Raw genomic sequence first — 17,344 nt, forward strand, 5'->3', positions numbered from 1 at the left:
GTCAGCCCGCACTGCGCAGATGCTCCATGGCCCACACTGCCGCCTCTACCCGCGAGCGCAAGCCGAGTTTGTGCAGCAGGTTTTTCACGTGGACCTTGACCGTCCCTTCGGTGATGCCCAGCTTGTGCCCGATGACCTTGTTGCTGAAGCCGCTGGCGATGGTTTTCAACACTTGGCGTTCGCGTTCGGTCAATTCCACCACGGCCTGGCGCGGCGGCGAGCGCAGCGCCTGGGCCATGACTTGAGTCAGGCCGGGGCTGATCACCAAGGCGCCGTTCAAGGCATCGCGGATGTACTGGATCAACAGTTCGGGCTCCATGTCCTTGAGCAGATAGCCGTCGGCATCCAGCCGCAATGCATCGCGAATATCGTCTTCGGCGTCCGACACGGTGAACAGCAGCACTTTGCCGGTGTAGTGCATCGCCCGTAATCGGCGCAGGGTTTCGATGCCATTCATTTGCGGCATGTTGTTGTCGAGCAAGACCAGATCCGGTCGAAGCGGCTCAATCAGGCCGAGTGCTTCTTCACCCTGACTGGCTTCGCCGACGATCAGGAAATCATCTTCGAGTTCGAGCATCTGGCGAATGCCGTGACGCATCATCGGATGGTCGTCTACCAGCAGGATTCTGTGTTGCGGGGACGGGGTCATAGGGTGCTGCCTTCTGTTTGCTGCCCGAGAAATTCCGGGTGGAATTCCAGTTGGACACGGGTGCCTTGGGGTTCCCTGGAAGATATCTGCAGCTGGCCGTGCAAGCTGCGAGCCCGCTCATCCATGATGTTCAGGCCGTGGTGTTCGCGTTGGTCGACGTTGCCGCTGAAACCGCGACCGTCGTCTTCGACCGACAGCCTGACTGTCTCGCCGTCTTGGCGCAGTTGCAGCCAGGCGTTTTGCGCATGGGCGTGGCGCAGGCAGTTGGAGAGCGCTTCGCGGGTGATCTGCAGAATGTGGATTTGTTCGCTGGCCGAGAGCTGAAAGGCCAGCGCGTCGACGTGCAGATGCACCTGAAATTCCCCGCGACGGGAAAATTCCTCGGCGGTGTCCTTGAGTTCCTGCACCAGCCCCGCGTCGTGGATCTGCAAACGAAAAGTCGTCAGCAACTCGCGTAACTGGCGATAGGCATTGTTCAGTCCCTCGCGCAATTCGGCGGTGACGGTTTCCAGGGTCTGGGTCGGTTCTCCCCGGCGCATCAGGGTCTGCATGCGGCTGACTTGCAGCTTCATGTAAGACAGGGCCTGGGCCAGCGAATCGTGCAGCTCACGGGCGATGATCGTGCGTTCTTCGAGCAGTAGCAGGCGATGATCCTGTTCCCGTTGGCGCTTGAGCGACAGCGAGGTGCCGATCAGGTTGGCCAGGGCCTGGATCAGTCGGGTTTCCCAGGCTTGCATGGAATGCCCGTCGACAAAGTGCGCCTTGAGCTCACCCAGCTCACTGCCCTGGTTGCTGATGCTGAAGGCTTGCGGATTGGCTTTATGGTGCTTCTGGCAAGTGGCGCAGTCGCTACTGGCGCAGACTTCGCGGATGTTCGCGCCATGCAGGGCCAGTAGCTGTTGGGCCGGTGCCTGCAGTTGGCCTTGCAGGCACAGCGACAGGCGCAAGCCGGGCAGGCGTTGCTGGAAGCGTCGGATCAACTCATCCAAGCCTTCGGCATTGGCCAGGCGTGTGGCCAGGCTTCGGCTGCTTTGATACAGGAGTTCCAGGGCGGCATTGGCCTGTTGCAGGTTCAGGGTTTTCTGCCGGACCTGACTTTCCAGGGTGCGATGCGACTCTTCGATCGTCTCGGCCATGGTGTTGAAGCTCGTGGCCAACTGGCCCAGTTCGTCCTGGGACTGATGGTTGACCCGCACCTTGAAGTCACCGCGACGAAAGCGCTGGGTTGCGTCCACCAACTCTTTGAGGGGCGTGACGACACCGTACTGCAACTCGTACAAACCGATCAGCAGGACAATCATGGTGGTAAACAAGGCCAGGCCCTGGATCACCTGTTGCCAGCCCTGCTTTTGTTCGCTCTGGCGCTGCAACAGGTTGACGAACTGGTTCAGTTGTTCAACGAAGGGCAGGGCCTGGACCTGAAAGTAGGCAGCATCGCCGCGCAGCAGTGCCGGGAGTAAATCCTCGTTCCATTGTTGCTGGATGTGCCCATAGCTGACTCGCAGGGCGGCGGTTGGGCCATCTTCCAGCACGGCCTTGAGTGACTGGCTGGTGAGACGGGTTTGCAGGCTGTCGGTGATGGCGGCGATTTCTGAGGGCGTTGCACCCGCGGCCAGTTTCCAGCTCAGGTGATAGGTCTCCATGCGCACCGAGCCAGCGGTGTTGATGGCGGCGGCATCGCCCTGACTGAACCAGGCGATCAGCCCGGCGCTCAATGAACTGGCGAGGGCGAGTACGGCGATCAGGATCACCGCCAGCCCGGCGCGAGCGGGCAGGGAGCTGCGCAACCAGCGCATCATCGGCTCAGGTCCGGGAAAAAGATCAGAAAACAAAGCATGCAAAGTTCCAGCGTGGGGTTTTGCCGCCGATCCCGGGCGCGCTACCTCTAAAGAGTTGGCGACAGTTCCTTGTCAGCAAAAGCGTCGGTTAAAACCTTTAACAAGCTGATAAATAAAGGCTTTTAAGGTTTTTCTGCACTACCTCCTTAGAGGTAGGCAGTGCAAGCATAGGCCTATGCCCCCTTGGGCTTCGTTGACATGGGTCAAGTTTTTGCGGGGTTGGCCTCTCTAGTCTGCCGCCATGGCTAACTGACTGGAGAGCATTGTGACCCAACCGCGTGTACGACAAGGCTTGGTGCTGGGCATGAGCACGCTGGCCTTCACTGTGTGCTTCATGGTCTGGATGATGTTTGCCGTGCTCGGGGTGCCGATCAAGGAACTGCTCCAGCTCAACGAAACCCAGTTCGGACTGCTGGCCGCGACCCCGGTGCTGACCGGCTCATTGGTGCGTTTGCCGCTGGGTTTGCTGACCGACCGTTTTGGCGGGCGCAGCGTGTTCTTCCTGCTGATGCTGGCCTGCGTCGCGCCGCTGTATTTGATCAGTCACGCCACCACCTACTGGCAGTTCCTGGTGCTGGGCTTGTTCGTCGGCCTGGCCGGCGGCTCGTTCTCGGTCGGGATTGCCTACGTCGCCAAATGGTTCGACAAAGAGAATCAAGGCTTCGCCATGGGCATCTTCGGCGCCGGTAACGCCGGGGCCGCGGTGACCAAGTTTCTTGCCCCGGCACTGATCGCCGCCGGCAGCTGGCAACTGGTGCCGAAAGTCTTTAGCGCGATCCTCTTCATTACCGCGCTGCTGTTCTGGTTCCTCAGTGCCGAGAACAAGGACCACCACAGTGCCAACGGCGCCACTTTGCGTGAGCAACTGCGCTCGCTGAAAGACCCTGCGGTGTGGCGCTACTGCCAGTACTACTCGATCGTCTTCGGCGGCTACGTCGCCCTGGCTCTGTGGATGACCAAGTACTACGTGCAGGAATACGGTTTCAGCCTGCAAAGCGCGGCGCTGTTGGCGGCCTGTTTTTCCCTGCCTGGTGGCGTGCTGCGCGCCGTCGGCGGCTGGATGTCGGATCGCTGGGGTGCGCAAAGCGTGACCTGGTGGGTGTTGTGGGTCAGCTGGATCTGCCTGTTCCTGCTCTCGTATCCCCAGACCCAACTGCAAGTGCAGACCATCGACGGTCCGGTGGATTTCCACATCGGCCTGAGCCCCGCGTTGTTCACCGTGCTGCTGTTCGTCATGGGCATCGCCTTCGCGTTCGGCAAGGCCTCGGTTTTCAAATACATCGCCAATGACTACCCGAAAAACATGGGCGCGGTGTCCGGCATCGTCGGCCTCGCCGGTGGCCTGGGCGGGTTTGTGCTGCCGATCCTGTTCGGCGCCCTAGTGGACCTCACCGGCGTGCGCTCTTCCTGCTTCATGTTGATGTACGGCGTGGTCTGGGTCTCCCTCACCTGGATGTACTTCAGCGAAATACGCAAAAGCCCGGTGCTGGGTAAAGCGCCGCTGCTGACCCCATCCCCGATTTCCAGCATTGCCCAAGGAGAAGAACATGTCCGTTCTGCAAAAGCCTGACAAAGGCCCGGTCATTCATGACTGGCGTCCCGAGGACCCCGCGTTCTGGGGAAGTAGCGGCAAACAGACCGCCACGCGCAACTTGTGGATTTCCATCCCCGCGCTGCTGTTGGCCTTTGCGGTGTGGATGGTCTGGAGCACGGTGATTGTGCGTTTGAACGCCATCGGCTTCAGCTTCACCACTGACCAGCTGTTCTGGCTGGCGGCGTTGCCGGGGTTGTCCGGCGCGACCTTGCGCGTTTTCTATTCCTTTATGGTGCCGATCTTCGGTGGCCGTCGCTGGACCGCCCTGAGCACCGCGTCGCTGTTGTTGCCATCGATCTGGATGGGCTTCGCCGTGCAGGACCCGAGCACCTCCTACAGCGTGTTCGTGTTGATTGCCTTGCTCTGTGGTTTTGGTGGCGGCAACTTTGCCTCGAGCATGTCCAACATCAGCTTCTTCTATCCCAAGTCGCAGCAGGGCACAGCTCTGGGCCTCAATGCCGGGTTGGGTAACCTGGGCGTCTCGGTGATGCAGTTCTGTGTGCCGCTGGTGATTACCTTCGGGGTGTTCGGTTTCATGGGCGGCTCGCCGCAAGCGCTGCCGGACGGTGGTCAGTTGTGGCTGCAAAACGCCGGTTTCATCTGGGTGCCGTTCATTGTCCTGGTGACGGTGCTGGCCTGGTTCGGCATGAATGACCTGTCCAGTGCTCGCGCTTCGTTCAGCGAACAGGCGGTGATCTTCAAGCGCAAACACAACTGGCTGATGTGCTGGTTGTACCTGGCGACCTTCGGTTCGTTCATCGGTTTTTCCGCCGCGTTTCCGCTGCTGATCAAAACCTCTTTTCCTGACGTGATTGCCTTGAAATTCGCCTTCCTCGGCCCGTTGGTGGGTGCGCTGGTACGTCCATTGGGTGGCTGGCTGGCGGACAAGCTCGGCGGCGCGAAAGTGACCTTGTGGAACTTCGTGTTGATGATCGTGATGGTGTTCGGTGTTCTGCACTTTCTGCCGCAAAGCGGCCAGGGCGGTAACTTCTACGGCTTCCTCGGCATGTTCATGCTGCTGTTCATCACCACCGGCGTCGGCAACGGTTCCACCTTCCGGATGATCCCGGTGATCTTCCGCACCCAACATGAAAAAGCCTCGGCCGGAAAACCACCGGCAGTGCGCGAACAAGCGCTCAAGGATGCCGGCAAGGAATCGGCTGCCGTCCTGGGCTTCAGTTCGGCCATGGGCGCCTTCGGCGCGTTTTTTATTCCCAAATCCTTCGGCACTTCGATGGCCCAGACCGGCGGCCCGGAGATGGCCTTCTACATGTTCGTCGGCTTTTACCTGAGCTGCATCGTGGTGACCTGGTGGTGGTACGCGCGCAAAGGCGCCGCGACACCCTGCTGAGCCGAGCTGCATCCAACCATTGCGTGGGCGGAGCACAGACTCCGCGACAAAGCCTGAGAGGACTACACCGTGAGTCATTTACTGGATCAATTGCGGTTTTTCAACCGTAAGCAAAACGAGTTTTCCGACGGTCATGGAGAGACCCGCAAAGAGTCTCGCGACTGGGAGAACGTCTACCGTTCGCGCTGGCAGTACGACAAGATCGTGCGCTCCACCCATGGGGTGAACTGCACCGGCTCCTGCTCGTGGAAAATCTACGTCAAGAACGGCCTGATTACTTGGGAAACCCAGCAGACCGACTACCCGCGTACCCGCAACGATCTGCCGAACCATGAGCCCCGTGGCTGCCCCCGTGGTGCCAGTTACAGCTGGTACATCTATAGCGCCAACCGGCTCAAGTACCCAAAAATCCGCAAGCCGTTGCTCAAGCTCTGGCGCGATGCGCGGCAGACCATGGCGCCGGTGGAAGCCTGGGCCAGCATCGTCGAGGACAAGGTCAAGGCCGACTCCTATAAAAGCAAGCGCGGCATGGGCGGCTTCATTCGTTCCAACTGGGAGGAAGTCAACGAGATCATCGCCGCGGCCAACGTCTACACCATCAAGCAATACGGCCCAGACCGGATCGTCGGCTTCTCGCCGATCCCGGCCATGTCGATGGTCAGCTACGCCGCAGGCTCGCGTTACCTGTCGCTGATCGGCGGCGCCTGCCTGAGTTTCTACGACTGGTACTGCGACTTGCCACCGGCCTCGCCGATGGTCTGGGGCGAGCAGACCGATGTGCCGGAATCGGCCGACTGGTACAACTCCAACTACATCATTGCCTGGGGCTCCAACGTCCCGCAGACCCGCACCCCGGACGCGCACTTCTTTACTGAAGTCCGCTACAAGGGCACCAAGACTGTGGCGATCACCCCGGACTACTCGGAAGTCGCCAAGCTCACTGACCTGTGGCTGAACCCTAAACAAGGCACCGATGCGGCGCTGGCCCAGGCGTTCAACCATGTGATCTTCAAAGAATTCCACCTGGACAAACCGAGCGCCTATTTCACTGACTACGCCAAGCGCTTCACCGATTTGCCAGTGCTGGTGCTGCTCAAGCAAATGGTCGACAAGGCACCGGGCGCCGGTTACCAGCCAGACCGTTTCCTGCGCGCCAGCGACCTGACCGACAACCTCGGCCAGGAAAACAACCCGGAATGGAAAACCATCGCCCTGGATGTCAGCGGCGAACTGGTTTCCCCTCAAGGCTCCATCGGTTATCGCTGGGGCGAGAAGGGCAAGTGGAACATCCTGCCGCGCGAAGGCGGCGAAGGCCGAGAGATCGATCTGAAGCTGAGCCTGATCGGTGATGACGTCGCCGAAGTGGCGTTCCCGTATTTTGCCGGCGAGTCCCACGAGCATTTCCAGCACGTGGCCGGCGATGCCGTGCAATACCGCCGCGTGCCAGTGCATAACGTGGTGCTGGCGGACGGCAGCGTGGCCAAGGTCGCCACTGTGTTCGACCTGTCGGCCGCCAACCTGGCCATCGATCGCGGCCTCGGCGGCGAAAACGTCGCCAAGGATTACGATGACGCCTCGGTGCCCGGCACCCCGGCGTGGCAGGAGCAGATCACCGGCGTCAGCCGCGAGAAAGCCATTCAGATCGCCCGTGAGTTCGCCGATAACGCCGACAAGACCAAGGGTCGCTCGATGATCATCGTCGGCGCGGCGATGAACCACTGGTACCACATGGACATGAACTACCGCGGGCTGATCAACATGCTCATGCTCTGCGGGTGTGTCGGCCAGACCGGTGGCGGTTGGGCGCACTACGTCGGCCAGGAAAAACTGCGTCCGCAATGCGGCTGGCTGCCCCTGGCATTTGGCCTGGACTGGAACCGTCCGCCTCGCCAAATGAACGGCACCAGCTTCTTCTACGCCCACAGTTCGCAATGGCGCCACGAGAAGATGAGCATGCACGACGTGCTCTCGCCATTGGCCGATAAATCGCAATTCCCAGAGCATGCCCTGGACTACAACATCCGCGCCGAACGCGCCGGCTGGTTGCCCAGCGCACCGCAACTCAACACTAACCCTTTGCACATTTGCCGCGATGCGGCTGCGGCCGGCATGGACCCGAAAGACTACGTGGTCAAGTCGCTGCAGGACGGTTCGCTGCGCTTCTCCTGCGAACAGCCGGACAGCCCGGTGAACTTCCCGCGCAACATGTTCATCTGGCGTTCCAACCTGCTGGGCTCCTCGGGCAAGGGCCACGAGTACATGCTCAAGTACCTGCTGGGCACCAAGAACGGGGTGATGAACGAAGACATCGGTCAGGTCGGCGATTGCAAACCCGAAGAAGCCGAATGGGTGGACGAGGGCGCCATCGGCAAGCTCGATCTGGTCACCACGCTGGACTTCCGCATGTCTTCGACCTGCGTCTATTCCGACATCGTCTTGCCGACCGCGACCTGGTACGAAAAAGACGACATGAATACCTCGGACATGCACCCGTTCATTCACCCGTTGTCGGCCGCCATCGACCCTGCATGGGAATCGCGTTCCGACTGGGAAATCTACAAAGGCATCGCCAAGGCGTTTTCCAGCATGTCCGAAGGGCATCTGGGCGTTGAAAAGGACCTGGTGACCATCCCGTTGATGCACGACAGCGTCGGCGAACTGGCCCAACCGTTTGGCGGCACCGACTGGAAAAGCGCCGGCGTGGCGCCGCAACCAGGCAAGAACGCGCCGAACCTGCACGTGGTGGAGCGTGACTACCCGAACATCTACAAACAGTTCTCGTCCCTCGGGCCATTGCTGGAAAAACACGGCAACGGTGGCAAGGGCATCAACTGGAACACCGAAGCCGAAGTGAAATTCCTCGGTACGCTCAACCACCGCGAAGGGGCTGCCGGTATCAGCCAGGGTCGGCCGAAAATCGACACGGCGATCGATGCTGCGGAAGTGATTCTGTCCCTGGCGCCGGAAACCAATGGCCATGTCGCCGTCAAGGCCTGGGCTGCGTTGTCGGAATTCACTGGCATCGATCACAGCCACCTGGCGCTGTCCAAGGAACACGAGGCGATTCGTTTCCGCGACATTCAGGCACAGCCGCGCAAAATCATTTCCAGCCCGACCTGGTCGGGTCTCGAAGACGATCACGTCAGCTACAACGCCGGCTACACCAACGTTCACGAAGGGATCCCGTGGCGCACCATCACCGGTCGCCAGCAGTTCTACCAGGATCACCCGTGGATGCAGGCGTTCGGCGAGCAACTGATGAGTTATCGCCCGCCCGTCAACACCCGCACCATCGAAGGGGTGAAAGGCAAGCGCAGCAACGGCGAGATCGAAATCGTCCTGAACTGGATCACCCCGCACCAGAAATGGGGCATCCACAGTACCTACAGCGACAACCTGCTGATGCTGACCCTCAGCCGTGGCGGGCCGATTGTGTGGCTCTCGGAGAACGACGCGAAACGCGCCGGCATCGAGGACAACGACTGGATCGAATGCTTCAACGTCAACGGTGCACTGACCGCCCGGGCGGTGGTCAGTCAGCGGGTCAAGGACGGCATGGTGATGATGTACCACGCACAGGAACGGATCGTGAACGTGCCAGGTTCGGAAACCACCAAGACCCGTGGCGGCCACCACAACTCGGTCACTCGAGTGGTGCTCAAGCCGACCCACATGATCGGCGGCTATGCCCAGCAGGCCTACGGTTTCAATTATTACGGCACGGTCGGTTGCAACCGCGATGAGTTCGTCGTGGTGCGCAAAATGTCCAAAGTCGACTGGCTCGATGGTTCAAGTGGCGATGACCTGCCACGTCCACTGCCGACCGATATCGAGGAGAACTGAGATGAAGATTCGCTCACAAATCGGCATGGTTCTGAACCTGGACAAGTGCATCGGTTGCCACACCTGTTCAATCACCTGCAAAAACGTCTGGACCAGCCGCGAAGGCATGGAATACGCCTGGTTCAACAACGTTGAATCGAAACCCGGGATCGGCTACCCGAAAGAATGGGAAAACCAGGACAAGTGGAAGGGCGGCTGGATCCGCAACGCCAACGGCACGATCAACCCGCGCATCGGCGGTAAATTCCGCGTGTTGGCGAACATTTTCGCCAACCCGGATCTGCCGAGCCTCGACGATTACTACGAACCGTTCGACTTCGATTACCAGCACCTGCACACCGCGCCACTGGGCGAGCATCAGCCCACTGCGCGCCCGCGCTCGCTGATCTCCGGCAAACGCATGGAAAAAATCGAGTGGGGCCCGAACTGGGAAGAGATCCTCGGCACCGAATTCGCCAAGCGTCGCAAGGACAAGAACTTCGACAAGATTCAGGCGGACATTTACGGCGAGTACGAAAACACTTTCATGATGTATTTGCCGCGCCTGTGCGAGCACTGCCTCAACCCGACGTGCGCGGCGTCGTGCCCGAGCGGGGCGATCTACAAGCGTGAAGAAGACGGGATTGTCCTGATTGACCAGGAAAAATGCCGTGGCTGGCGGATGTGCATCAGCGGCTGCCCGTACAAGAAAATCTACTTCAACTGGAAGAGCGGCAAGTCCGAGAAATGCATCTTCTGCTACCCACGGATCGAAGCCGGGATGCCGACGGTTTGCGCGGAGACTTGCGTCGGGCGCATTCGTTACCTCGGTGTGCTGCTGTATGACGCCGACCGCATCAGCGAAGTGGCGAGCACCGCCAATGAGCAGGACCTGTACGAGAAACAACTGGAGATCTTCCTCGATCCAAACGACCCGGCGGTGATTCGTCAGGCCCTGGCCGATGGCGTACCGCAGTCGGTGATCGATTCCGCCCAGCGTTCGCCGGTCTACAAAATGGCCGTGGACTGGAAACTGGCACTGCCGCTGCACCCGGAGTACCGCACCTTGCCGATGGTTTGGTACGTACCGCCGCTGTCGCCGATCCAGAACGCCGCCACGGCCGGCACCGTCGGTATGAACGGGGTAATCCCGGACGTCGACAGCCTGCGTATTCCACTCAAGTACCTGGCCAACTTGCTGACGGCGGGCGATGAAAAACCGGTCAAGCGTGCGCTTAAACGCTTGCTGGCGATGCGCGCCTACAAACGTTCCGAACAAGTCGATGGCGTTCAGGACCTGCAAGTACTCAAGGACGTCGGCTTGAGCGTGGCCCAGGTGGAGGAGATGTATCGCTACCTGGCAATTGCCAACTATGAAGACCGCTTTGTGGTACCGAGCGCGCACCGTGAAGACGCCATGAGCGACGCCTTTGCCGAACGCTCCGGTTGCGGCTTCAGTTTCGGCAGCGGCTGCAGCGGCAGCTCCGACACCAACATGTTCGGTGCGAAGAAAGCCAACCGCCGCGACATCCTGAAAACCGTCCAGTTGTGGGAGGAATGAGCATGCAAATTCTCAAAGTGATTTCGCTGCTGCTCGATTACCCGACCGAGACGCTGATTGGCGGTCGCGATGAACTGGAGCAAGCGATTATCCAGTCACGGGAAATCAGCCCCAAGCAACGCGGCGCGTTGTTCGAATTGCTCGAGCTGATCTGCGGCAATGACCTGATGGATGGGCAGGAGCATTACGGTGCGCTGTTTGGCCGAGGTCGCTCGCTGTCGCTGCTGTTGTTCGAACATGTCCACGGTGAGTCCCGCGACCGTGGCCAAGCCATGGTCGACATGATGGCGCAATACGAAGAAGCCGGTTTTGCCATCGGGGTCAAAGAGCTGCCGGACTATATCCCGCTGTACCTGGAGTTCCTGTCCACCCGCGAAGACATCGAGGCCCGCGAGGGCCTGGCGGATGTTTCTCACTTGCTGGCCTTGCTCGCCGCACGCCTGGAAGAGCGCGAGAGCGCCTATGCCAGCTGCTTCCGCGCGCTGCTGCAAATCGCCGGGGCCGAGCCCCATCAAGCGGTCGCTGACCTGCGCGAGCAGGTGGCCGCCGAACCGCGCGACGACTCCCTCGAAGCCCTCGACAAGATCTGGGAAGAGGAGGCCGTGGATTTCCTCCAGGCCGAACAGCAGGACCGTTGCAGTGGACTGCCAAGCGCACCGGGCAAAGCTCGGGAAGAAAGCGCGGTGCCGTTGCACTGGGTGGATTTTCAGCATGAAGGGTTGGCCGCCGTGCCAGCCAAGGAGGTCGGTAATGTCTAAATGGAATCTGTTGTTGTTCGGGATCTATCCCTATGTCGCTTTGGCGATCTGCCTGATCGGCAGTTGGGCCCGCTTCGACCTGTCGCAATACAGCTGGAAGGCAGGTTCGAGCCAGATGCTCAACCAACGGGGCATGCGCGTGGCGAGCAATCTGTTTCACATCGGTGTGTTGTTTGTGTTGGCCGGGCACTTCGTCGGCCTGCTGACGCCTGCGTCGGTCTATCACCATGTGATCAGCACTGAGAACAAACAGTTGCTGGCCATGGTATCCGGTGGATTTTTCGGCTTGTTGTGCCTGATCGGCTTGCTGATGCTGGTCAATCGGCGGCTCACCGATCCTCGGGTACGTGCCACCTCCAGCCCTTCGGACATCCTGATTTTGCTGGTGCTGCTGGCGCAGTTGCTGCTCGGTCTGCTGACGATTGCCGCGTCCACCGCGCATATGGACGGCTCGGTGATGGTGATGCTCGCTGACTGGGCGCAGAACACCGTGCTGTTGCGGCCGATGGAAGCGGCGGCGGCTATCGCGCCGGTCGGGCTGACCTACAAGCTGCACGTGTTTCTCGGTTTGACCCTGTTTGTGCTGTTCCCCTTCACCCGTCTCGTACACATGATCAGCGCACCGGTCTGGTACTTGGGGCGTCGTTATCAAATCGTTCGTCAGAAGTACTGAGGAGACAATCATGTCAGGTGGATGTGGATGTGGTGGTGGTAACGGCGGCAGCGGTGGCTGCGGGTCTTCCAAAAAAGCCGAGGACGTTCTCGACATCGCGCCAGTCGCACAGGCGCAGTTTGAAGCACTCCCGGTTGAGCCGGCGGTTGCCGATGACGCCCCGGCGCAGTTGATCGCCAGCAGCGAACAGGAATGGCCGATCATCAGCGTCAACGAGGTGCCGATCACCCCGGAGGCAATGGCCCAGGAGCTGCAATATCACCCGGCCGAAAGCCGCGAGGAGGCGGTGTATTTGGCCGCCCGGGCGCTGGTGATCCGCGAGTTGTTGCAGCAGCGCATTGCCGAACTCGGCGTGTCGATGGAGATCGGTGCCGGCGAGAACGAAGAAGAAGCGGCCACGCGCTTGTTGCTCGAACGCGAGGTGCACGTGCCGCAGTGCGATGAGGAAACCAGTCTTCGTTACTACGAAAACAATCGTGGGCGCTTTCACAGCGCGCCGTTGCTGGCGGTTCGGCACATCCTGCTCGAATGCGCGCCGGATGATGTCGAGGCGCGCGCCGTTGCGCATGAACAGGCGCAAATTCTGCTGCAACGTCTGGAAGAGTTTCCCGGCAGTTTCGCCGAGCTGGCCGTGAAGTATTCGGCCTGCCCGTCGAAGGCTCAGGGTGGTTCTTTAGGGCAGATCAGCAAGGGCCAGACCGTGCCTGAACTGGAACGTCAGCTGTTCACTCTGGCGCCGGGCCTGGCCAGCAAACCGCTGGAAAGTCGCTACGGCTGGCATGTGGTCAGTGTCGATCAGCGGATCGAAGGCATGCCGCTGCCCTATGAAGTGGTGTCGACGGCGATTCGCACGCAGTTGCAGCAAGGCGTCTGGCAAAAAGCCCTGGTGCAATACCTGCAAACCCTGATCGGTGCGGCGGATATTCGCGGTATCCACTTGCAGGGCGCCGACTCACCGCTGGTGCAGTGATCCAAGGCAAACCGGGAGATGTGATGAACGCTGTCATGCAGGATGGTTTTGGACGGCAGATCGATTATCTGCGGATGTCGGTGACGGACCGTTGTGATTTTCGCTGTGTGTATTGCATGGCGAAAAACATGACCTTCCTGCCGCGTCAGCAGGTGCTCACGCTGGAAGAGTTGCAGCGTCTGGCAACGCTGTTCGTCGGGTTGGGCGTACGCAAAATCCGTCTGACCGGCGGCGAGCCGCTGATTCGTCCGGGCATTGTCGAACTGTGCCGCAACATCGCCGCGCTGCCCGGTTTGCGTGAACTGGTCATGACCAGCAACGGCTCGCAACTGGGCCGTCTGGCTCGGCCATTGGTGGAGGCGGGGGTCAAGCGGATGAACATCAGCCTCGATAGCCTGGACGGGCAAAAGTTTCGCGCGATCACCCGCATCGGCGATCTCGATCAGGTGCTGGGCGGCATCGAAGCGGCGCGGGACGCGGGGTTTGAGCGGATCAAACTCAACTGCGTGGTGATGAAAGGGCGCAACTTCGATGAGGTCCCGGCGTTGGTGCAATACGCCATCGATCAGCGCATCGACATCAGTTTTATCGAAGAAATGCCCTTGGGCGACGTCGGGCGTTCACGGGGCGAATCGTTTTGTTCCAGCGACGAGGTTCGGTCGCTGATCGCCAGCCAGCATCGGTTACTCGACAGCACTGAAAACAGCGGCGGACCGGCACGCTATGTGCGCCTGGAACGCCATCCCGATACCCGGATCGGTTTCATTTCACCCAACAGCCACAACTTTTGTGGCAGCTGTAATCGGGTGCGGATGACCGTTGAAGGGAAGCTGTTGCTTTGTCTGGGGCAGGACGATGCACTGGATTTAAGAGGATTGCTGCGGCGATATCCGCTGGATGACCAACCGCTGATCAACGCGGTGCAGAAGGCTCTGCGCGGCAAGCCGTTGCGCCACGATTTCACCCCCGAAGGGGAGGTGCAGATAGTGCGGTTCATGAACATGAGTGGCGGTTGAGCTGTCTTGCACGGCTTGTAAGAACACAGATGATCAAATGTGGGAGCGGGCTTGCCACAGGATCTGTGTCGTCATCGGGCGTTTTTTTCACCGCAAAATCTTGATATCGATCAATTGCAGATCAGCCCTTTGTCCGTAGTCTTCACTGCATGTTGTGTTTGTTTGTCTATAAACATCTATATGTAGTATCTGGAGGCCGAATGCAGAGCACGCTGATCTCAGTAGGATGTAACCGCTTGCACAAGCGCGATGGCAGTCTGGTCGCTTTCGATGCGGACAAGATCCGTCAGGCGTTGATCGCCGCCGGCAAGGCAACCGGGGAGTACACCGAGGTTGAGGTTGAAGGTTTGCTTCAGGCGGTACTCGCTCGTCTGGACGGAGTGCCAAGGCTGCATGTCGAGCAGATCCAGGATCGTGTCGAACGGGTGTTGATGGACGCCGGTTTTTTCTTCGCCATGCGCGCCTACATCGTCTACCGCGAACAACACGCGCGTTTGCGTCGCGATCGCCGGACCATGGTCGAAGTGGCGACCTCGATGAACGAATACCTGGACCGTGAAGACTGGCGGGTCCAGGCCAATGCCAATCAGGGCTACTCACTGGGCGGGCTGGTGTTGAACGTGTCGGGCAAGGTCACTGCCAATTACTGGCTGGACGAGGTGTACAGCGAGGCCATCGGCCAGGCCCACCGCGAGGCGGATTTGCATGTGCACGACCTGGACATGCTCGCCGGCTACTGCGCTGGCTGGTCGCTGCGCACACTGTTGCACGAAGGGCTCAACGGTGTGCCGGGGCGTGTCGAAGCCGGTCCGCCGAAACACTTGAGCAGCGCCTTGGGGCAGATGGTGAATTTCCTCGGCACCCTGCAAAACGAATGGGCCGGTGCCCAGGCGTTCAGCTCGTTCGACACCTACCTGGCGCCCTACGTGCGCAAGGATCAGCTGAGTTATCAGGAGGTGCGCCAGGCGATCCAGGAGTTCATCTACAACCTCAACGTGCCGTCACGCTGGGGCACCCAGACGCCGTTCACCAACCTGACCTTCGACTGGGTTTGCCCGCAGGATCTGCGTGAGCAGATACCTGTCATCGGCGGGGAGGAAATGCCGTTTGCCTATGGCGATCTACAGGTCGAAATGGACCTGCTCAACCGCGCCTACATCGAGGTGATGCAGGCTGGCGATGCGAAAGGGCGAGTCTTCACCTTTCCGATCCCGACCTACAACATCACCCATGATTTTCCGTGGGACAGTGAAAACGCCGACCGTCTGTTCGAGATGACGGCGCGCTACGGTTTGCCGTACTTCCAGAACTTCCTCAATTCGGATCTGCAGCCCAATCAGGTGCGTTCGATGTGCTGCCGGTTGCAGCTGGATGTGCGCGAGTTGCTCAAGCGCGGCGGCGGTTTGTTCGGTTCTGCGGAACAGACCGGGTCGCTCGGCGTGGTGACCATCAACTGCGCGCGTCTGGGCTATGTGTTCAAGGGCAACACCAGTGGTTTGTTGCAGCGCCTGGACACGCTGATGGAGCTGGCGATGGAGAGCCTGGAGGTCAAGCGCAAAGTCATTCAGCACCACATGGATGCCGGTTTGTACCCTTACACCAAGCGTTACCTGGGCACCTTGCGCAACCATTTCTCCACCATCGGCCTCAACGGCCTGCATGAAATGCTGCGCAATTTCAGCGGCGACGAGGAGGGCATGCACACCGAGCATGGCCGGCAGTTTGCCCTGAACATGCTGGACCACGTGCGCGCCACGTTGCTGCGTTTCCAGGAGGAAACCGGCCATCTCTACAACCTGGAAGCGACACCGGCAGAAGGCACCACTTACCGCTTCGCCAAGGAAGACCTCAAGCGCTATCCGGACATTCTCCAGGCCGGTAGCCCGTTGGCGCCGTATTACACCAACTCCTCGCAACTGCCCGTGGGCTACACCGAAGACCCCTTCGAGGCCCTGGAACTTCAAGACGAACTGCAATGCAAATACACCGGCGGCACGGTCCTGCACCTGTACATGGCCGAGCGGATTTCATCGACCCAGGCCTGCAAGCAACTGGTGCGAAAAGCCCTTGGCCGCTTCCGCCTGCCGTACCTGACCGTGACCCCGACCTTCTCCATTTGCCCGGTGCACGGTTACCTCGATGGCGAACATGAGTTCTGCCCCAAATGCGACGAGGTCCTGCTGCTGCAAGAGCAGAAAGCCGGCGCCGCTCATTGATTTCGATCCACTCAACCGCAAGGAGCTTCACCATGACTGCATCGCAAACACTGCCCCAGGCTCAACGTCAACGCTGCGAAGTCTGGACCCGGGTGATGGGCTATCACCGTCCTGTGTCGGCGTTCAATCCGGGTAAACAGTCGGAGCACCGTGAGCGGGTGCACTTCACTGAAAGCGCGGCAATGGCCGGGCGCCAATGAGTCGAATGCTTCGGGTCGGGGGCATGGTGCCCCTGACCACTATCGACTATCCGGGACAGCTCGCCTGCGTGCTGTTTTGCCAGGGGTGCGCCTGGCGTTGTCGTTATTGTCATAACCCGCAGCTGATTCCCCCTCGTGGCAGTGAGGAAGTGGAGTGGCGGCGGGTGTTGGCGTTTCTGCAACGTCGTCAGGACCTGCTCGATGCCGTGGTGTTCAGCGGCGGTGAGCCGACTCTGCAGGACGGCTTGCTCGGCGCCATGGATGAAGTGCGGGCGATGGGCTTTCGCATCGGCTTGCACAGCGCCGGGATTAAGCCGGCCGCGTTCGCCAAAGCACTGACCGGTGCGGATTGGGTCGGTTTCGACGTCAAGGCGTTGCCCGAGGATTGCCAGGCCATCACCCGGGTCGAGGGCAGTGGAACCGCCAACTGGCGCAGCCTCGAGCATCTGCTGGCCAGTGGCGTGGACTACGAATGCCGCACCACCGTGCATTGGCATCTGTTCGAGCCGGCGCGCCTTCTGACCCTGGCAAAGCGCTTGAATGCACTCGGCGTCAAACGCTTTGCCGTGCAACTGGTTCGCACCGAGCGGATGTTCGATCCGCTGTTGCCGAGCGTGTCGGCACAAGCGTTGCTGCCAGAGTTGTGGGAGGCCATGCGCGGGTTGTTTCCAGCCTTCGTGTTGCGGGGGTAACGGG

Annotated in this window: 13 protein-coding genes; 11 read left to right on the top strand and 2 right to left on the bottom strand. The window is 60.2% G+C overall.

The genetic code is table 11. The annotated features are described in order from the left end of the window. Window position 1: 1 nt before the first annotated feature. Window positions 2-649, bottom strand: a complete 648-nt coding sequence (gene narL, locus MMG91_RS05610) for a two-component system response regulator NarL (RefSeq protein ID WP_052964418.1) — start codon at window positions 647-649, stop codon at window positions 2-4. Continuing rightward, window positions 646-2,448: a HAMP domain-containing protein gene (locus tag MMG91_RS05615; protein ID WP_305445887.1), complete on the bottom strand. Its 1,803-nt coding sequence runs from the start codon at window positions 2,446-2,448 to the stop codon at window positions 646-648. Before MMG91_RS05615 ends, narL begins: the two co-directional genes overlap by 4 nt. A 304-nt stretch (window positions 2,449-2,752) precedes the next feature. Here MMG91_RS05615 and MMG91_RS05620 point away from each other — a divergent pair, with 304 nt between their 5' ends. From MMG91_RS05620 to MMG91_RS05670, 11 genes are all read left to right on the top strand, one after another. Beyond that, on the top strand, window positions 2,753-4,057 hold the full coding sequence (locus tag MMG91_RS05620; RefSeq protein ID WP_310658999.1) for a nitrate/nitrite transporter: 1,305 nt from the start codon (window positions 2,753-2,755) through the stop codon (window positions 4,055-4,057). Next, window positions 4,035-5,432 (top strand): NarK family nitrate/nitrite MFS transporter, encoded by a 1,398-nt coding sequence (locus tag MMG91_RS05625; protein WP_310659000.1) that lies wholly within the window; start codon window positions 4,035-4,037, stop codon window positions 5,430-5,432. The genes MMG91_RS05620 and MMG91_RS05625 overlap by 23 nt, the downstream gene beginning before the upstream one ends. 69 nt (window positions 5,433-5,501) lie before the next feature. Continuing rightward, window positions 5,502-9,275 (top strand): nitrate reductase subunit alpha, encoded by a 3,774-nt coding sequence (locus MMG91_RS05630; protein ID WP_310659001.1) that lies wholly within the window; start codon window positions 5,502-5,504, stop codon window positions 9,273-9,275. A 1-nt stretch (window position 9,276) separates the two neighbouring features. Next, the gene (gene narH, locus MMG91_RS05635; RefSeq protein ID WP_038982852.1) at window positions 9,277-10,815 is read left to right on the top strand and encodes a nitrate reductase subunit beta; all 1,539 of its coding nucleotides are present in this window, start codon (window positions 9,277-9,279) and stop codon (window positions 10,813-10,815) included. 2 nt (window positions 10,816-10,817) lie between these two features. Continuing rightward, on the top strand, window positions 10,818-11,573 hold the full coding sequence (gene narJ / locus MMG91_RS05640) for a nitrate reductase molybdenum cofactor assembly chaperone (RefSeq protein ID WP_310659002.1): 756 nt from the start codon (window positions 10,818-10,820) through the stop codon (window positions 11,571-11,573). Beyond that, on the top strand, window positions 11,566-12,246 hold the full coding sequence (gene narI, locus MMG91_RS05645; protein WP_305426563.1) for a respiratory nitrate reductase subunit gamma: 681 nt from the start codon (window positions 11,566-11,568) through the stop codon (window positions 12,244-12,246). Before narJ ends, narI begins: the two co-directional genes overlap by 8 nt. Before the next feature lie 10 nt (window positions 12,247-12,256). Next, a complete protein-coding gene (locus MMG91_RS05650; protein ID WP_310659003.1) occupies window positions 12,257-13,216 on the top strand; it encodes a peptidylprolyl isomerase in 960 nt (319 codons plus the stop codon). 23 nt (window positions 13,217-13,239) lie between these two features. Further along, complete coding sequence (gene moaA, locus MMG91_RS05655; protein WP_310659004.1) at window positions 13,240-14,232, top strand: GTP 3',8-cyclase MoaA; 993 nt, start codon at window positions 13,240-13,242, stop codon at window positions 14,230-14,232. Window positions 14,233-14,432: 200 nt separating this feature from the next. Continuing rightward, window positions 14,433-16,448, top strand: coding sequence for a ribonucleoside triphosphate reductase (locus MMG91_RS05660; protein WP_310659005.1), 2,016 nt, complete (start codon window positions 14,433-14,435; stop codon window positions 16,446-16,448). 32 nt (window positions 16,449-16,480) lie between these two features. Continuing rightward, complete coding sequence (nrdD, locus tag MMG91_RS05665) at window positions 16,481-16,648, top strand: anaerobic ribonucleoside-triphosphate reductase (RefSeq protein ID WP_305502229.1); 168 nt, start codon at window positions 16,481-16,483, stop codon at window positions 16,646-16,648. Then, entirely contained in the window at window positions 16,645-17,340 is a 696-nt protein-coding gene (locus MMG91_RS05670; RefSeq protein ID WP_310659006.1) for an anaerobic ribonucleoside-triphosphate reductase activating protein, read from the top strand. The genes nrdD and MMG91_RS05670 overlap by 4 nt, the downstream gene beginning before the upstream one ends. The last annotated feature ends 4 nt before the right edge of the window (window positions 17,341-17,344 follow it).

This window comes from Pseudomonas sp. JL3, assembly GCF_031570575.1.
GTDB lineage: Bacteria > Pseudomonadota > Gammaproteobacteria > Pseudomonadales > Pseudomonadaceae > Aquipseudomonas > Aquipseudomonas cucumis.